The organism is Herbiconiux gentiana (assembly GCF_024978135.1).
Taxonomy (GTDB): Bacteria; Actinomycetota; Actinomycetes; order Actinomycetales; family Microbacteriaceae; genus Herbiconiux; species Herbiconiux gentiana.
The window spans coordinates 300,841-318,058 of the sequence record NZ_JANTEZ010000002.1 but is presented as its reverse complement, the minus strand read 5'-3'; the positions used below and the strand labels follow the sequence as shown (position 1 = coordinate 318,058).

General features: G+C 72.1%; 14 protein-coding genes. 9 read left to right on the top strand and 5 right to left on the bottom strand.

The genetic code is table 11. From position 1 onward, the window contains the following. Nucleotides 1-58: 58 nt before the first annotated feature. Nucleotides 59-418 carry a DUF7882 family protein gene (locus NVV95_RS05210; RefSeq protein WP_259485478.1) on the top strand — a complete coding sequence of 120 codons (360 nt, stop codon included), beginning with the start codon at nucleotides 59-61 and terminating at the stop codon, nucleotides 416-418. Between the two features lie 25 nt (nucleotides 419-443). Here NVV95_RS05210 and NVV95_RS05205 read toward each other — a convergent pair whose 3' ends face one another. After that, nucleotides 444-1,106 (bottom strand): hypothetical protein, encoded by a 663-nt coding sequence (locus NVV95_RS05205; protein ID WP_259485477.1) that lies wholly within the window; start codon nucleotides 1,104-1,106, stop codon nucleotides 444-446. 129 nt (nucleotides 1,107-1,235) lie between these two features. On the opposite strand from NVV95_RS05205, the gene NVV95_RS05200 reads away from it, so the two are divergent. The 6 genes from NVV95_RS05200 (at nucleotide 1,236) to NVV95_RS05175 (ending at nucleotide 10,815) form a co-directional block, all read left to right on the top strand. After that, complete coding sequence (locus NVV95_RS05200; RefSeq protein ID WP_375163788.1) at nucleotides 1,236-3,824, top strand: DUF4118 domain-containing protein; 2,589 nt, start codon at nucleotides 1,236-1,238, stop codon at nucleotides 3,822-3,824. Further along, complete coding sequence (locus NVV95_RS05195; RefSeq protein ID WP_259485475.1) at nucleotides 3,821-4,534, top strand: response regulator; 714 nt, start codon at nucleotides 3,821-3,823, stop codon at nucleotides 4,532-4,534. Before NVV95_RS05200 ends, NVV95_RS05195 begins: the two co-directional genes overlap by 4 nt. Before the next feature lie 36 nt (nucleotides 4,535-4,570). Then, the gene (mtnN, locus tag NVV95_RS05190; RefSeq protein ID WP_259485473.1) at nucleotides 4,571-5,311 is read left to right on the top strand and encodes a 5'-methylthioadenosine/S-adenosylhomocysteine nucleosidase; all 741 of its coding nucleotides are present in this window, start codon (nucleotides 4,571-4,573) and stop codon (nucleotides 5,309-5,311) included. Then, complete coding sequence (gene corA / locus NVV95_RS05185; RefSeq protein WP_259485472.1) at nucleotides 5,308-6,273, top strand: magnesium/cobalt transporter CorA; 966 nt, start codon at nucleotides 5,308-5,310, stop codon at nucleotides 6,271-6,273. The genes mtnN and corA overlap by 4 nt, the downstream gene beginning before the upstream one ends. 63 nt (nucleotides 6,274-6,336) lie before the next feature. Continuing rightward, nucleotides 6,337-9,588, top strand: a complete 3,252-nt coding sequence (locus tag NVV95_RS05180; RefSeq protein WP_259485471.1) for an efflux RND transporter permease subunit — start codon at nucleotides 6,337-6,339, stop codon at nucleotides 9,586-9,588. 9 nt (nucleotides 9,589-9,597) lie between these two features. Continuing rightward, a complete protein-coding gene (locus NVV95_RS05175; RefSeq protein WP_259485470.1) occupies nucleotides 9,598-10,815 on the top strand; it encodes an ROK family protein in 1,218 nt (405 codons plus the stop codon). A 72-nt stretch (nucleotides 10,816-10,887) separates the two neighbouring features. Here the strand turns inward: NVV95_RS05175 and NVV95_RS05170 are convergent, their stop codons facing one another. From NVV95_RS05170 to NVV95_RS05160, 3 genes are read right to left on the bottom strand one after another with little or no spacing between them, the layout of a single operon-like run. Then, complete coding sequence (locus NVV95_RS05170) at nucleotides 10,888-11,889, bottom strand: sugar phosphate isomerase/epimerase family protein (RefSeq protein ID WP_259485468.1); 1,002 nt, start codon at nucleotides 11,887-11,889, stop codon at nucleotides 10,888-10,890. Then, nucleotides 11,886-13,046 (bottom strand): Gfo/Idh/MocA family protein, encoded by a 1,161-nt coding sequence (locus tag NVV95_RS05165; protein WP_259485843.1) that lies wholly within the window; start codon nucleotides 13,044-13,046, stop codon nucleotides 11,886-11,888. Before NVV95_RS05165 ends, NVV95_RS05170 begins: the two co-directional genes overlap by 4 nt. Before the next feature lie 44 nt (nucleotides 13,047-13,090). Continuing rightward, complete coding sequence (locus tag NVV95_RS05160; RefSeq protein WP_259485467.1) at nucleotides 13,091-14,146, bottom strand: substrate-binding domain-containing protein; 1,056 nt, start codon at nucleotides 14,144-14,146, stop codon at nucleotides 13,091-13,093. A gap of 103 nt (nucleotides 14,147-14,249) precedes the next feature. Here NVV95_RS05160 and NVV95_RS05155 point away from each other — a divergent pair, with 103 nt between their 5' ends. Together NVV95_RS05155 and NVV95_RS05150 are read left to right on the top strand one after the other, a co-directional pair. Then, a complete protein-coding gene (locus tag NVV95_RS05155; protein WP_259485466.1) occupies nucleotides 14,250-15,725 on the top strand; it encodes a sugar ABC transporter ATP-binding protein in 1,476 nt (491 codons plus the stop codon). After that, nucleotides 15,722-16,777 carry an ABC transporter permease gene (locus NVV95_RS05150; protein ID WP_375163784.1) on the top strand — a complete coding sequence of 352 codons (1,056 nt, stop codon included), beginning with the start codon at nucleotides 15,722-15,724 and terminating at the stop codon, nucleotides 16,775-16,777. Before NVV95_RS05155 ends, NVV95_RS05150 begins: the two co-directional genes overlap by 4 nt. Nucleotides 16,778-16,804: 27 nt before the next feature. Here NVV95_RS05150 and NVV95_RS05145 read toward each other — a convergent pair whose 3' ends face one another. Further along, nucleotides 16,805-17,194, bottom strand: a complete 390-nt coding sequence (locus NVV95_RS05145; protein ID WP_259485465.1) for a DUF1304 domain-containing protein — start codon at nucleotides 17,192-17,194, stop codon at nucleotides 16,805-16,807. Nucleotides 17,195-17,218 lie beyond the last annotated feature (24 nt).

Genomic DNA, 17,218 nt, shown 5'->3' with positions numbered 1-17,218 from the left:
CGGGCGGCTCGCCGTGCGTTAATGGACTCATACCAACGCGCGCGGGAGGAATCTGGCAATGGGCAAGCTGCTGTACGGCACGTCGGGCATCGAGATCGAGTTCGACGACCGCACTCTCACCCATCTGCAGATCGTGATCGCCGCGAAACTCCGCCGCAAGGAGAGCTTCTTCTTCTCGTGGAAGGACGACCCGGCGATCGGCGACGGGCGCTCGAGCATCTGGCTCGACGCGTCCATCCCGCTCTACTTCAAATTCGCGGGCGGGCGTGTGCCGTCGATCAACCGGGAGTGGCTCGACATCCTCACGACCTCCTCGAACGGCTCGGGCGGCCTGCAGTTCACCGAGGAGCCGGGCTCGGGCGGCAGCAACGGGCACTCCCACGGCGGTGCCTCGGGCGGGCCCGCAACGGTGCGCTAGGGGCGCGGGTCGCCCGGCGCTGCGGTCAGAGCGCCTCGGCCTGGGCCCCGGTCCCGACGGCCGGCTCGGTGCCGAGCCAGCTCAGCCTCACCGCGGCCCCGCCGAGCGCATCCGACACCAGCGCCCCATCGATCGGCGTGGCCGCGGTGTAGTCGATCGAGTACCGCTGCTCGAGCTGCTCGTATCCGCCCGACAGCGACATCCCCGCATCGTGCGTCTTCACCAGCTCGACCACCCGCCCGATCGCCGCATTCGACTCCTCGAGCGACGGCCCGGCCGTCGTCACCACCTCGACGGCGAGCGGTGCGGCCTCGAGCAGCTGCCGCAGCTCCCCGGTCACCGGGCCGAGTAGCACGACCCGCGCGTGCGGCACCTCGTCGGCCCGCCACTCGCCCTCGATGTACTGCGCGGGGTACGCGAGCAACAGTGCGGTCACCAGCTCCCCGAACTGCGCGTCGGTGCCGGGGGCGTCCGATCCCACCGTCTCCCGAGCCAGTTCGGGGGCCGGCACCGTGGCCGGGAGATCGACCGTCACCGGGGCCGACGGGGTCGGGGTGTCGCTGACATCGGCCGCGTCGGCTGCGGGCGGCGGCGGGGCGGGTGACACGGTGACCGGGGCGGCGGTGCAGCCGGCGAGGGCCAGCGCGAGCAGGGCGGTCGTGAGGGTGGTGCCGGCGCGCATCCGCATGCCCTCAGCCTAGGCGGCGTGCGCGACGAGGGCGATCGAGACGGGCGGGTGTCGACGGGGGGCGGGCGGGCGAATACGCTCTAGGGCAGATGGTCGGCCGAGCGGCGGGCGGCGGAGGAGTGGATGCCCGTGGGGCGGGGTGCGCTGCGGGTGCTGCTGGGGGCCGCACCCGGCGTGGGCAAGACCGTCGCCATGCTCGAGGAGGGCCGGCGGCTCGCCGACGAGGGCCGCGACGTCGTGATCGCCGTGGTCGAGTCGCACGGGCGCGCCGCCACCGAGGCCGCCGCCGAGGGCTTCGAGATCGTGCCGCGGCGGGGCGTCGAGCACCGCGGCCTCGGCCTCGGCGAGCTCGACCTCGAGGCGGTGCTGGCGCGCGCCCCCGAGGTCGCCCTGGTCGACGAGCTCGCGCACACGAACGCGCCCGGCCTCGCCCACGAGAAGCGCTGGCGCGACGTCGAGGCGCTCCGCGACGCCGGCATCGACGTCATCTCGACGGTGAACATCCAGCACGTCGAGTCGCTGAACGACGTGGTGCAGCAGATCACCGGCGTGCCGCAGCACGAGACGGTTCCGGATGCGGTGCTGCGCGACGCCGACCAGGTCGAGCTGATCGACCTGGCCCCCGACGCGCTCCGCGAGCGACTCGCCGCCGGGCGGGTATACCCCGCCGCCCGCGTGGACGCCGCCCTGTCCAACTTCTTCCGCCTCGGCAACCTCACGGCGCTCCGCGAGCTGGCGCTGCTCTGGCTCGCCGACGAGGTCGACTCCGCCCTGCAGCGCTACCGCGAGGCCAAGGGGATCGGCGCCGCCTGGGAGGCCAGGGAGCGGGTCGTCGTCGCCCTGACCGGCGGCCCCGAGGGCGAGACCCTGCTGCGCCGCGGCGCCCGCATCGCGGCCCGCTCGGCCGGTGGCCGCCTGCTCGCGGTGCACGTCAGCGCCCCCGACGGGCTGCGGGAGCGGAACCCCGAGGCCCTCGCCCGCCAGCGCTCGCTCGTCGAGTCGCTCGGGGGCAGCTTCCACCAGCTCGTCGACGACGACGTGCCGGGGGCGCTCGTGGGGTTCGCCCGTGCCTCGAACGCCACGCAGCTCGTGCTCGGCGCGTCGCGGCGCAGCCGTCTCGCCGCGCTGGTCACCGGGCCGGGCATCGGGGCGACGGTCATCCGCGAGTCGGGCGACATCGACGTGCACATCGTCACGCACGCGGCGGCCGGCGGGCGGCGCCGGCTGCCCGGCACCCGTGGATCGCTGACGGTGCGCCGGCGGGTCGCGGGCTTCGCCTTCGCGGTCGTGGCCGGGCCGCTCCTGACCTGGCTGCTCTCGGCCGTGCGGAGCGACGAGTCGATCACCACCGAGGTGCTCGCGTACCAGCTGCTCGTCGTGATCGCGGCGCTGATCGGCGGCCTCGGGCCCGCGCTGTTCTCGGCCGTGCTCTCGGGGCTGACGCTCGACTACTTCTTCGTCGCGCCGCTCTACAGCGTGACGATCGCCGACCCGCTGCACGCCCTCGCGCTCGGCCTCTACGTGGTGATCGCGGTGCTCGTGTCGCTCGTGGTCGACCGAGCCGCCCGCCGCGCCCGCGCCGCCCGCCGTTCGGCCGCCGAGTCGGAGCTGCTCGCCACCGTGGCCGGCAGCGTGCTGCGCGGGCAGGACGCGCTGCAGGCCCTCGTGACCGTCACCCGAGAGGCCTTCGGGCTGAGCGCGGTGCGGCTGGTGCGCTCGGGTCAGGTGCTCTACGCCGACGAGTCGCCGGGTGCGACGGATGCGCGACCGGCGCCGCGCGACACCGCCGCCGAGGAAGCCGCCCGCACCGGCGCCGCCGCCGAGGCCGTGCTGCGGGTCCCGGTGTCCGCCGCCGACTCCGCGCCCGGCGGGCCGCCCGCCGATCCCGCGGAGCTCGAGCTGCACGGCCGCCCCCTCTCCGCCGCCGACCGCCGTCTCCTCGCGGTGATCGTGGCGCAGCTCGCCGCCGCGCTCGAGCACCAGGGCCTGGCCGAGACCGCCAGCGGCCTGGCCCCGCTCGCGGCCGCCGACCGCGTGCGCTCCGCCCTGCTCGCGGCCGTCGGCCACGACCTGCGCCGCCCCCTCGCGAGCGCGACCGCCGCCGTCACCGGCCTCCGCTCCGAGCTCCCCGCCGCCGACCGCGACGAGCTCCTCACCACGGCCGAGGAGAGCCTCGCATCCCTCACCCGCCTGCTCACCGACCTGCTCGACGTGAGCCGCGTCGAGGCCGGGGTGCTCGGGGTCTCGCTCGCCCCCGTCGAGCTCGCCGACGTGCTGCCCGGGGTGCTCGACGAGCTGGGCGCCGGCCCCGAGCAGCTCGAGCTCGAGCTGCCGCCCGCCCTCCCGGCCTTCGACGCCGATCCGGTGCTGCTCGAGCGGGTGCTGGTGAACCTGCTCTCGAACGCGCTGCGCTTCTCGCCCGCGGGGGAGCGGGTGGTGGTGTCGGCCAGCGCGTTCGCGGGGCGGGTGGAGCTGCGCGTGGTCGACCGCGGCCCGGGCATCCCGGCAGATCGGCGCAGCGAGGTGTTCGTGCCGTTCCAGCGGCTCGGCGACCTCGACAACGCGACCGGGCTGGGCCTCGGCCTCGCCCTGTCGAAGGGCTTCGCCGAGGGCATGGGCGGCTCGCTCGAGGCCGAGGACACCCCCGGCGGAGGACTGACGATGGTGGTGTCGCTGCCCGTGGCCCGCACCGACGATGCGCAGGAGGCGCCCGAATGAAGATCCTGATCGCCGACGACGACCCGCAGATCCTGCGGGCGCTGCGCATCACGCTCGGCTCGCAGGGCTACGAGATCCAGACGGCGGCCGATGGCGCCGAGGCGATCGCGGCGGCCGCGCAGAGCTCGCCCGACCTGATCATGCTCGACCTCGGGATGCCGCGGCTCGACGGCATCGAGGTGATCGAGGCGGTGCGCGGCTGGTCGGCGGTGCCGATCCTCGTGGTCTCGGGCCGCTCCGGCTCGGCCGACAAGGTCGACGCCCTCGACGCCGGCGCCGACGACTACGTCACCAAGCCGTTCGCAATGGACGAGCTGCTGGCGCGCATCCGGGCCCTCACCCGCCGCAGCGCCCCGGGGCCGGCGGGCGGGGAACCGGTGGTGACCTTCGGCGGGGTGACCGTCGACCTCGCGGCGCACCAGGTGACCCACGACGACGATCGCAGCCCGGTGCGCCTGACCCCGACCGAGTGGAAGCTGCTCGAGCTGCTCGTGCGGAACCCGGGCCGGCTCGTCACGCACCAGGAGCTGCTCACCGAGGTCTGGGGCACCCACCGCGTCAAGGAGACGGGCTACCTGCGCCTCTACCTCGGCCAGCTGCGCAAGAAGCTCGAACCCGTCCCGGCCCGCCCCCGCTACCTCGTCACCGAGGCGGGCATGGGCTACCGCTTCCTGCCCGACCCGCCCGAGCTGTCCGCTTCGCCCGAGTAGGCGGCGAGGGGCGGATGCGCTGGTAGCGTCACTCGGATGGAGACGCAGAGCAGCAGAGCCCCCCTCGCGATCGTGCAGGTCGCCATGGCCGACGAGGCGGCACCGTTCCTCGCCAGGGCCGAGGGGCCGGCCGGCGAGGGCGAGCGGGTCGGGCAGGCCGTGCTGCGCCACGTCGTGCTCGACGGCCTCCCGGTGCTGCTCGTGCACAGCGGCATCGGGTTCGTCAACGCCGCGTCGGCGCTCACCACGGCGATCGTGCGGGCGCGCGAGGCGGGGGGCGGGCATCCGCTCGTTCTCTCGGCGGGAACCGCGGGCGGTCTCGGCGCCGGGGTGGCCGCCGGAGACGTGGTGGTCGGCAGCGCGTACATCAACATCGACGCCGACGCGCGGGTGTTCGGCTACCGCCTCGGCCAGGTGCCCGGCATGCCCGCGGTCTACGACGCCGATGAGCGGATGCTCGCCGCCGTCGCCGCGCTCGCCCCCGACGCCGGCGCCGGCTGGGCCCTGCGCACCGGCCCCATCGTGTCGAGCTACTCCTTCGTCACCGCCGACCGCGCCGCGATCGCCCGCGCCGGCTTCCCGGACGCCGCGGCCGTCGACATGGAGTCCTCCGCCATCGCGCAGGTCAGCTACTCGAACGGGCTCGGCTTCGCCTCGGTGCGCGGCATCTCCGACCTCGCCACCGACGACGCCCCCACCGACCACGTCGACAACACCGCGCTCACCGCCGAGCGCTCCGCCGAGATCGTGCTCGCGCTGATCCGGGCCGTGTCGTGATCGTCGACAACGCGGTCTACGTCGGCGGCCGCCGCACCGCCGACCCCGAGTCGCTCGACGAGACCTTCGAGGTGCTGCGGGCGCGGCACGGCTTCGCCTGGATCGGCCTCTACCGGCCCACCGCCGAGGAGCTCGACGCGGTCGCGCGCGAGTTCGACCTGCCGGCGCTCGCCGTCGAGGACGCCCTGGCCGGGCACCAGCGCGCGAAGATGGAGAAGTACGGCACTGCGACCTTCTTCGCGCTGCGGCCGGCCCGCTACCTCGACGCCGACGAGCGGGTGGAATTCGGCGAGGTGCACCTGTTCCTCGGCGCCGACTTCCTGATCTCGGTGCGGCACGCCGAGGCGCCCGACCTCGCCGAGGTACGCCGGCGCATGGAGGCCGACCCCGAGCTGCTCGCGAAGGGCCCGCTCGCCGCCCTCTACGCGGTGCTCGACCAGGTGGTGGACGAGTACGCTCCCGTGGTCGCCGGCGTCGAGAACGACATCGACGAAATCGAGGACCAGCTGTTCAACGGCGACCAGGAGGTGTCGCGGCGCATCTACGAGCTCTCGCGGGAGGTCATGGCGCTGCAGCGGGCCGTGCATCCGCTGATCGACGTGCTCGAGAACCTGCGCGACGGGCTCGGCGCCGCCGACGAGGAGCTGCGGGACGACTTCCGCGACGTGCACGACCACGTGCTGCGCATCACCGACCGGGTCGACTCGTTCCGGCAGCTGCTGCAGAACGCGCTGATGACGCACGCCACCCTGGTGGGGCAGGACCAGAACAACGAGATCAAGAAGATCTCGTCCTGGGCGGCCATCCTGTTCACCCCGACGCTCGTCGGCACCATCTACGGCATGAACTTCGAGTACATGCCCGAACTGCACTGGCTGCTCGGCTACCCCTTCGCGCTGGCGCTGATGCTGGCCCTCGGGTTCCTGCTGTACAAGATCTTCAAACGCAAGGGCTGGCTGTAGGTGGGATAGTTAAGGAGCCTAGGCATCTGCCGGGCGACGGATCCCTCCGAGAGAGACCCCCACGTGCATTTCCTCGCTGTGCTCAGCATGAAGAACCGAGCGCTCATCGCGCTCGTCACGATCGTCGTCGCGGTGTTCGGCGGGCTGGCACTGACGAGCCTCAAGCAGGAGCTCATCCCGAGCATCCAGTTCCCGCAGCTCGCGGTGCTGACCACCTACCCGGGCGCGAGCCCCGAGGTGGTGAACGACGACGTCTCGACACCGATCGAGACCGCGATCGCGGGGGTGGAGGGCCTCGAGACCTCGAGCGCCACCTCCAGCACGAACCTCAGCATCATCTCGGCGACCTTCACCTACGGCACCGACCTCGCCACGGCCGAGCAGAAGATGACCCAGGCGATCAACCGCATCAAGTCGACCCTGCCGGCCGACCTCGACCCGCAGGTGCTGAGCGGCAGCATCGACGACCTGCCGATCATCTCGATCGCCGTCTCGGGCGACGACGCCAAGGCGCTCGCGCAGCAGCTCGAGACCACCGCGGTGCCCGCGCTCGAGGACGTGGAGGGCGTGCGCGAGGCGCAGGTGCTCGGCCAGATCGGCCAGCGCGTGACCATCACGCCCGACACGGGGGCGCTGGCCGCACGGGGGCTCACCTCCACCGCCATCACCGACGCCGTCGACGCGAACGGGCGCCTCATCCCGGCCGGGACGCTGACCGAGAACGGCCAGAGCTACGCCGTGCAGTCGGGCTCGAAGCTCGCCAGCACCGACGACGTCGCGAACCTCCCGCTGCCCGGGCTCGACGCCGACGGCAGCCCGATCACGATCGGCGAGGTCGCGACCGTCGCCCTCGTCGAGGACCCGGTGACGTCGATCTCGCGGGTGAACGGGCAGGACGCGCTGACGATCTCGGTGACCAAGCTGCCGAGCGCCAACACGGTCGAGGTCTCGCAGGGCGTGCGCGACCTGCTGCCGCAGCTCGAGTCCGACCTGCCGGGTGCGACCTTCACGATCGTGTTCGACCAGGCGCCGTTCATCCAGGAGTCGATCGAGTCGCTGGCGACCGAGGGGCTGCTCGGGCTCGTCTTCGCGGTGCTCGTGGTGTTCGTCTTCCTGCTGTCGATCCGCTCGACGCTGGTGACCGCGATCAGCATCCCGACCTCGGTGCTGATCACCTTCATCGGGCTGCAGGCCTCGGGCTACACGCTCAACATCATCACCCTCGGTGCGCTGACGATCGCGATCGGTCGCGTGGTCGACGACTCCATCGTGGTGATCGAGAACATCAAGCGGCACCTCGGCTCGCTCGCGGGCTCCGAGCTCGGGCCGCGGGAGTCGGGCATCGCCCGGGCCGGTCTGATCGTCGACGCCGTGCGCGAGGTGGCCGGCGCGATCACCGCGTCGACCATCACGACGGTCGCGGTGTTCCTGCCGCTCGCCTTCGTGGGCGACACCACGGGTGAGCTGTTCCGGCCGTTCGCGCTCACGGTGACGATCGCGCTGCTGGCGTCGCTGCTGGTCGCGCTCACGATCGTGCCGGTGCTGGCGTACTGGTTCATCCGGCCGCCGAAGGCGCGGGCGACCGCTGCCGCCGCGGTGACCGAGACGACGGATGCTCAGCCCGAACCGGTTCCCGCCGGGCACGCCGCGCATGCCGCCGCCCCCGCCACGGCCACGGCCGCCCCCGCCGAGCCCCTCCGCCGCCGCGCCCGCGCCACCGACCACCGCGACCTCGAGGACGAGCCCCCCACCGCCCTGCAGCGCCGCTACCTCCCCATCATCGCCTGGACGCTGAAGCACTCCGTCGTCACCATCCTGATCGCGGTCGTGGTGCTCCTCGGCACCCTCCCGCTCACCCTGCTGATGAAGACGAACTTCCTCGGCGGCAGCGGCCAGAACACACTCACCGTGACGCAGACCGTGCCGGTCGGCTCGAGCCTCGAGGCCCAGTCGGCCGCGGCCACCCAGGTCGAGTCGGTGCTCGAGGGCATCGACGGCGTCGAGACCGTGCAGCTCACCATCGGCTCCAGCGGGTCGTCCCTCCGCGACGCGTTCTCCGGCGGCGGCGACAGCGCGATCACCTACAACATCACCACCGACGAGAACGCCGACCAGGAGAAGCTGCAGTCGACCGTGCGCAGCGAGGTCGAGGCCGTGCCAGACGTCGGCGAGGTGAGCGTCTCGGCCGCGGCCGGGCTCGGCACCTCCTCCGACATCGCGATCGACGTCACGGCGACGAACCAGGGCGACCTGGCCACGGCCTCCGATGCGGTGGTCGCCGCGATGACCGATCTCGGCGCCGTCGAGCAGGTCTCGTCGAACCTCAGCGCCTCCCGCCCGTTCGTGCAGGTGGCGGTCGACCGCGCCAAGGCGGCCCAGGCCGGTCTCAGCGAGGTCGCCGTGGGCGGCATCGTCTCGCAGGCCATGCAGCCCACGAACATCGGCTCGATCGTGATCGACGACACCAACTACACGATCTACCTCGACAGCCAGAACCCGCCGACCACGCAGGCGCAGCTCGCCGAGCTGACCATCCCCACGGCGGCCGGCCCGGCCCGGCTCGACTCGCTCGCCACCGTCTCGGTGGTCGACGGCCCCTCGACCATCACCACTCAGAAGGGCGTGCGCACCGCGACCGTCTCGGTGACGCCGAACAGCGACGACCTCGGCACGGCCAGCGGCGAGGTGACGAAGGCGCTCGCCGACGTCGAGCTGCCCGCCGGTGCGACGGCCGAGGTCGGGGGCGTCGTGACCGACCAGCAGGACGCCTTCTCGCAGCTCGGCATCGCGCTGCTCGTGGCCATCCTGATCGTCTATGTGGTGATGGTGGCGACCTTCAAGAGCCTGCTGCAGCCGCTGCTGCTGCTGGTCTCGATCCCGTTCGCCGCGACCGGTGCCATCGGGCTGCAGGTCATCTCGGGCATCCCGCTCGGCGTGCCGTCGATCATCGGCGCGCTGATGCTCGTCGGCATCGTGGTGACGAACGCGATCGTGCTCGTCGACCTCGTGAACCAGTACCGCACCCGGGGTCTCAGCGTGCGCGACGCCCTGGTGGAGGGCGCGAGCCGACGACTGCGCCCCATCCTGATGACGGCGCTCGCCACCATCTTCGCGCTGCTGCCGATGGCCGTCGGCCTCACCGGCAAGGGCGGGTTCATCTCCCAGCCGCTGGCGATCATCGTGATCGGCGGGCTCGTCTCGTCGACGGTGCTGACGCTGATCGTGCTGCCGGTGTTCTACAACCTCGTGGAGGGCACGCGCGAGCGCCGCCGGATCCGTCGGGAGGAGCGCGCGACGGCGCCCACCGCCAGCTAAGATGTGTCGATGATCGACGTAAGTCTGCCCGGCCGCGCGGCGAACGGCTCCTCGGGGTCCAACCCGAGCGACCTGTTCCAGATCCTGCGCGACGGGCAGCCGCGCACCAGGTCGGAGCTCGCCGGCATGACCGGGCTCGCTCGCTCCACCGTCGCCCTGCGCATCGACGCCCTGATGCGGCTCGCGCTGCTGAAGCCCGTCAGCGACGCGGTGTCCACGGGAGGCCGCCCGTCGACGCAGTTCGCCCTCGATCCGATCGGGCACTCCGTGCTCGGCGTCGACGTGGGGGCCTCGCACGTGCGGGTCGCCGTGAGCGACCTGACGGGCGGGGTGCTCGAGGAGTCGGCCGTCGACCTCGACATCGCGGCCGGCCCGCGCGAGGTGCTCGACCGCGTGATGCGCCTGGGCTCCGAGCTCGTCGCCTCGGCGGGCGACCGGGTGGGCCCGCTGATCGCCGTGGGTGTCGGTCTGCCCGGCCCGGTCGAGCACAGCACCGGCCGGCCGATGAACCCGCCGATCATGCCCGGCTGGCACCGCTACGACGTGGCCGGCGTGCTCGGGGCGCACTTCGGCGTGCCGGCCCTCGTCGACAACGACGTGAACATCATGGCGCTGGGCGAGCGCGAGCTCGCCTGGCCCGAGGTCGACGACCTCATCTTCGTGAAGATCGCCACCGGCATCGGCGCCGGCGTCATCTCGGGCGGTGCGCTGCAGCGCGGAGCCCAGGGCACTGCGGGCGACCTGGGGCACGTCTACGTCGCTCGCGGCGCCGGCGTGCACTGCCGCTGCGGCAACGAGGGCTGCCTCGAGGCGATCGCCTCCGGCTCGGCCGTTGCGCGGGCGCTCTCGCACGGCGGGTCGCCGGTCGCGACCAGCGCCGACGTGGTCGAGCTGGTGCGTCAGGGTGACATCGACGCCATCCAGGCCGTGCGCCAGGCGGGCCGCGACCTCGGCGAGGTGCTGACCACCTGCGTGAGCCTGATGAACCCGTCGACGATCGTGCTCGGCGGCGCACTCTCGGCCGCGGGGGAGCACCTCATCGCGGGCGTGCGCGAGGCGGTCTACACGCGGGCCATGCCCTTCGCCACGCAGCACCTCGAGATCACGAAGTCGCGCATGGGGGCCGACGCGGCGATCGCCGGGGCCGGGGTGCTCGCCATCCAGTCGGCGCTGTCGATCGAGCGCATCGACGCGATGGTCGCGGCGCTGGGCGAGGAACGGGACTGACAGGTCCTCCCCGCCCAGCGACGCGAGTCGTGGGGCGGAGGGGAGCGTGGGCGCCCCTCCGCGTGACGCGCCTCAGCGGGTGCTGAAGGCGGCGTCGAACGAGGCGCTCGGCGCCTCGAAGGCCAGCTTCTTCACGAAGCCCAGGGCCTCGGGTGCTCCGACGAGCCGGTCCATCCCGGCGTCCTCCCACTCCACCGAGATGGGGCCGTCGTAGCCGATCGAGTTGAGCGCCCGGAAGCTCTTCTCCCAGGGCACGTCGCCGTGCCCGGTCGAGACGAAGTCCCAGCCGCGCCGGAGGTCGGCCCAGGCGAGGTGGGAACCGAGGCGCCCGTTCCGCCCGTTGCCGGTGTTCATCTTCACGTCCTTGCAATCGACGTGGTAGATGCGGTCGGCGAACTCCAGGATGAACGACACGGGGTCGAGCTCCTGCCAGACGAAGTGCGACGGGTCCCAGTTCAGGCCGAACGCCTCCCGGTGGCCGATGGCCTCCAGGGTGCGCACGGTCGTCCAGTAGTCGTACGCGATCTCCGAGGGGTGCACCTCGTGGGCGAACCGCACCCCCACCTCGTCGAAGACGTCGAGGATCGGGTTCCACCGCTCGGCGAAGTCGCGGTAGCCGGCGTCGACGAGCTCCTGCGAGACGGGCGGGAACATCGCCACGTACTTCCAGATGCTCGACCCGGTGAAGCCGACGACGGTCTTCACACCCAGGGCGGCGGCGAGCCGGGCGGTGTGCGTCATCTCCTCGGCCGCGCGCTGCCGCACACCCTCCGGTTCGCCGTCGCCCCACACGACGTCGGGAAGGATGTCGCGGTGGCGCGCGTCGATCGGATCGTCGCACACCGCCTGGCCCTTGAGGTGGTTCGAGATGGCGTGCACCTCGAGCCCGTGCCGCGCGAGGAGTTCGAGCTTGCCCTCGACGTAGCCCGGCTCGTCCCAGCGCCACGGGTCGAGGTGGTCGCCCCAGCAGGCGATCTCGAGCCCGTCGTAGCCCCAGGAGGCCGCCAGCCGGGCGACCTCCTCGAGCGGCAGGTCGGCCCATTGGCCGGTGAACAGGGTGATCGGTCTGGTCATGCGTACTCCTCCGTCTCGGCGAGTGCCGTCCAGGCGCTGCCGTTCTGCGAACTGAGCTCCACGGCTTCGAGCGCGCGCTGCACCTGCAGGCCGTCGTCGAACGAGGGCCGGGGCTGCTCGCCCCGCCCGATCGCCTCGACGAGGTCGCGCACCTGGTGCGAGAACCCGTGCTCGTACCCGATCAGGTGGCCGCTCGGCCACCACGCCTCCATGTACGGATGCTCGGGCTCGGTCACGAGCACGGTCGAGAACCCGCGCGTGGCGGGGTCGGCCGTGCCGTCGTAGAACTGCAGCGCGTTCAGGTTCTCGAGGTCGAACGACAGGGCGCCGAGCGATCCGGAGACCTCGAAGCGCAGCGCGTTCTTGCGTCCGGTGCTGAACCGGCTCGCCTCGAACCCGCCGAGCACGCCGTCGTCGAAGCGCCCGGTGAACAGGGCGCGGTCGTCGACCGTGACGGTCGCGGTGCCGACGCCCGCCGTGCCGCTCAGCCCGTGCGACTCGGCCAGCACGGGGCGCTCGGTGACGAGCGTCTCGAGCGTGCCGCTGACCGACACGAGCCGCCGGCCGGTGACGTACTGCGCCAGGTCGATCGCGTGGGCGCCGATGTCGCCGAGCGCCCCCGAGCCGGCCTGCTCCTTGTCGAGCCGCCAGGTGAACGGCGCCAGCGGATCGACCAGCCAGTCCTGCAGGTACGAGACGCTGAGCTGGCGCACCGCGCCGATGCGCCCCGCCGCGATCAGGTCACGGGCGAGGGTCGCGGCCGGCACCCGGCGGTAGGTGAAGCCGACCATGGCGTACACCCCGCGGGAGGCGGCCCGGGCGGCGGCGTCGGCCATGGCCTCGGCCTCGTCGACGGTGTTCGCCAGCGGCTTCTCGCAGAGCACGTGCTTGCCCGCCTCGAGCGCGGCGATCGCGATCTCGGCGTGCGAGCGGCCCGGCGTGACGATGTCGACGAGGTCGACGTCGTCACGCTCGAGCACGCTCCGCCAGTCGTCCGACGACTCCGCCCAGCCCCAGCGGGCCGCGGCGTCGGCCGCCCGGCCGGCGTCGCGCCCCACGAGCACGCTCATGCGCGGCTCGAGCGGGAGGTCGAAGAACCGGGGCGCCACGCGCCAGGCCTGGGAGTGGGCCGCGCCCATGAAGCCGTTGCCGACCATGGCGACCCGGAGCGGGGGAGATGTTCCCGTCACGGCGCCGACTCCTACGACTCGAACGCGCTGGGCAGGTAGACCTCGACGTTCTCCTTGGTCACCACCGGGGCGTACAGCTGGATCTTGCGGGGCACCGACGACTCGACGAGGTCGCTCATGCCCTTCTCCTGCACGACCAGCCGGGCCAGCGCGATGCCGTCGGCCGCCTGCGTCGACGGGTAGATGACCGTCGCCTTCAGTACGGTGTCGTCGGCCTGGATCGAGCGCATGACGTTTGCCGAGCCGGCGCCGCCGACCATGAAGAACTCGTCGCGGCCGGCCGCGTCGATAGCGGCGAGCACGCCGACACCCTGGTCGTCGTCGTGGTTCCAGATGGCGTCGATCTTCGGCGCGGCCGACAGCAGCTGCGAGGCCGCGGCCTCGCCGCCCTGCACGGTGAAGTCGGCGGCGACGCGGTTCGACACGTCGAGACCGCAGTCGTCGAGGGCGTCGGCGAAGCCCTTGCTGCGCTCCTGCGTCAGCGGCAGGCTGTCGATGCCGGCGATCTCGGCGATCACCGCGTCCTTCTTGCCGTCGAGCTGCTCGCAGATGTAGGTGCCGGCGCTCACGCCCATGCCGTAGTTGTCGCCGAGCACGGTGGTGCGGGCGGCGAAGGTGCTCGAGAACTCGCGGTCGACGTTGATCACGGGGATGCCCGCGTTCATCGCCTTGATGGCCACGTCGGTGAGGGCCGCGCCGTCGGTGGGCAGCAGCACGATCGCGTCGACCTTGTCGTTGATGAAGGTCTCGACCTGGCTGATCTGCAGGTTGGCGTCGTTGGTTCCCTCGGCCACGACGAGGTCGACGTCGGAGTACTTCTTCGCCTCGGCGATGGCCGCGGTGTTGATGGCGCCGAGCCAGCCGTGGTCGGCGGCGGGGCCCGAGAAGCCGATGGTGATCGTGTCGCCGGTGGCCGCGTTGTCCTCCACCGTGGTGTCGGCCGCCGGTGCGGCCGCTCCGCCGGAGTCGGGGGTGCCCGCGGTGCAGGCGGTGAGAAGTGCCAGGGATGCGAGCGTCGCCCCCGACGCCATCGCGATCCGCGGCCAGATCCTGTGTGTTGAGTGCATGTCGTCCTCCTGGACAGTCGTCGTTGACGATCCACACAGTAGCAGTTATGTTGATGAAGTGATCAAAGTCGACCATGAAACGTCATTACTCGAGGTGAGGGCGTTGCGAAAGGCCTTCGCCGGCGTGCGGGCCCTCGACGGCGTGGAGCTGACGGTGCTCCCCGGCGAGGTGCACTGCGTGCTCGGCCAGAACGGTGCGGGCAAGTCCACGCTGATCAAGACGCTCTCGGGGGTGAACCAGCCCGACTCCGGCGAGATCCTCTGGAACGGCGAGTCGGTGTCCGTCGCCGACCCCGTGGCGGCCATCCAGCTCGGCATCGCGACGATGTACCAGGAGCTCGACGTGGTCGACGGCCTGACGGTGGCCGAGAACATCTTCCTCGGCCACGAGCACGCGCGGGCCGGGGTGACGGAGCGGCGCCGGAGCGCGAAGGAGGCCGCGGCCCTGATGGCCCGGCTCGGGCATCCGCAGATCTCACCCTCGCGGGAGGTCGGCTCGCTCTCGGCCGCGAACAAGCAGATCGTGAGCATGGCGCGGGCGCTCAGCCACGACGCCAAGCTGATCGTGATGGACGAGCCCTCGGCCGTGCTCGATTCCGAGGAGGTGAAGAACCTCTTCCGCGTGGTGCGCGAGCTCACCGCCGCCGGAATCGCGGTGATCTACATCTCGCACCGGCTCGAGGAGATCCGCGAGATCGGCGACCGCATCACCGTGATCAAGGACGGGCGCACCATGGCGACGAACCTGCCGGTCGCGACCACGCCGACCGCCGAGCTGATCACCCTGATGACCGGCCGCGCCGTCGAGAACGTCTTCCCGCCGGCACCCGGAGTGCCGGCCGAGGCGCCCGTAGTGCTGTCGGTGCAGGGGCTCGGGCTCGCGGGAGTCTTCTCCGACGTGAGCTTCGAGGTGCGGGCCGGCGAGATCGTGGGGCTCGCCGGCCTCGTCGGTTCCGGCCGATCCGAGATCGTCGAGACGCTGTACGGGGCGCGCAAGGCGACCGCCGGCACCGTCGAGGTCGACGGGCGCCGCCTGCCGCCCGGGTCGGTGCGTGCCGGGGTGCACGCGGGCATGGGGCTCTCGCCCGAGGAGCGCAAGAGCCAGGGGCTCATCCTCGACGAGCCGGTCTACCGCAACGTCACTCTCGCGAGCTTCGGGCGCTGGGCGAAGCTTGGCATGCTCGACGAGCGCGCCGAGCGCCGGGTCGCCCGCGAGCAGCTCGACGCGCTCGAGCTGCGGCCCGCCGACCCCGACCGCCCCGCCCGCACCCTGTCGGGCGGCAACCAGCAGAAGCTGCTGCTCGCCCGCTGGCTCGTGCACGGCACGCGCATCCTGCTGCTCGACGAGCCCACCCGCGGCGTCGACGTGGGAGCCCGCGCCGAGATCTACGCCCTGATCCGCCGCCTGGCGGAGAAGGGCACCGCCATCGTCGTCATCTCGAGCGAGATCGACGAGGTGCTCGGTCTGTCCGACCGGGTGCTCGTCGTGGCCGAGGGCCGCGTCATCCACACCAGCAACGCCGACGACATCGACGAGCACCGCGTGCTCGATCTCGTGATGAAAGGAACCGCCGCATGAGCGAGCAGAACTCCGCCGCCACCCTCGCCGGGCCGGCGCCGACCGGGGGCCAGACGCCGCCCGACAAGACGCCGAGTGCGATCGGGCGGATGCTCGGGGGGTCGGCCGGGCGCAGCCTCGGCCTCGTCATCGCCCTGCTCGCGCTGTTCGTGGTGGGCACCGTCACGGCCGGCGACCGCTTCGCGAGCTTCGAGAACGTGCTGACGATCATCCGCTTCGCCTCGATCATCGGGGTGATCAGCATCGGCATGACCTTCGTGATCACGGCGGGCGGCATCGACCTCTCGGTCGGCTCGGTGATGGGCCTCGCGACCGTCGTCGCCACGCTGTCGTGGGTGCAGGACTTCGCGACCTCGACCAGCTGGATCGTGATGGTGATCGTCGCGCTCGCGGTGGGCGCCGGCGCCGGTCTGATCAACGGGATCGTGATCGCCTACGGCAACGTGGTGGCGTTCATCGCCACGCTCGCGATGCTCGTCGCCGCCCGCGGTCTCGCGGAGGTGCTCGCCAACCGCACCACGCAGATCGTGAAGGAGCAGGGCTTCCTCTCGGCGATGCGCGGCGACCTGATCGGGGTGCCCATCCTGATCTGGATCTTCGTGGTCGTCGTGGTCGCCGGCTGGTTCCTCTTGAACCGCACCACCTTCGGCCGCCGCACGGTCGCCATCGGCGGCAACCTCGAGGCCGCGCGGCTCGCGGGCATCAAGGTGAAGCGGCACATCATGTACGTCTACGTGCTGGCTGGGCTCACCGCCGGCATCGCGGCCGTGATGATGCTGGCCCGCACCACCGCCGGCACCTCGACGCACGGAACCCTTTACGAGCTCGACGCCATCGCAGCGGTCGTGGTCGGCGGCACCCTGCTCGTCGGAGGGCGTGGCACGATCATGGGCACCGTGCTCGGCGTGCTGATCTTCTCGACGCTGACGAACGTGTTCACACAGAACAACCTGTCGACGTCGGTGCAGGCGATCGCCAAGGGCGCCATCATCGTGGCGGCGGTGATGCTGCAGCAGCGGCTCGCGAACCGCAGCCGGGCGCGGAAGCCCTAGGCGGGCGGGTTCCGGCGGCGCGGCGGGCTAGGCCGCGAGGGCGATGATCAGCGTCACCACGCCGATCAGCGGTGCGACGCCCTGGATGCTCGCGGGCCGCAGGTTGCGGCGGCCCGTCGAGACGAGCACGGCCGCGGCCAGCACCATCGACAGCCCGGCGAACAGCGCGATCGCCGCCCCGGCGGGAACCGCTCCCGCCCAGTAGAGGATGACGCCGAGTACGACCCCCACCGCGAGGAAGAGGTTGTAGAAGCCCTGGTTGTACGCCAGCGGCGCGGTGGTGTCGGCGTCGGCCTGCGAGGCGACACCGAAGATCTTCCAGGTGTTCGGGTGCCGCCAGCGCAGGCTCTCCAGCACGAAGATGTAGACGTGGACGAGTCCGGCGAGGACGAGGAAGACGGATGCGACGACGGCCATGCGGTCAGCTTAGGGTTGGATCCG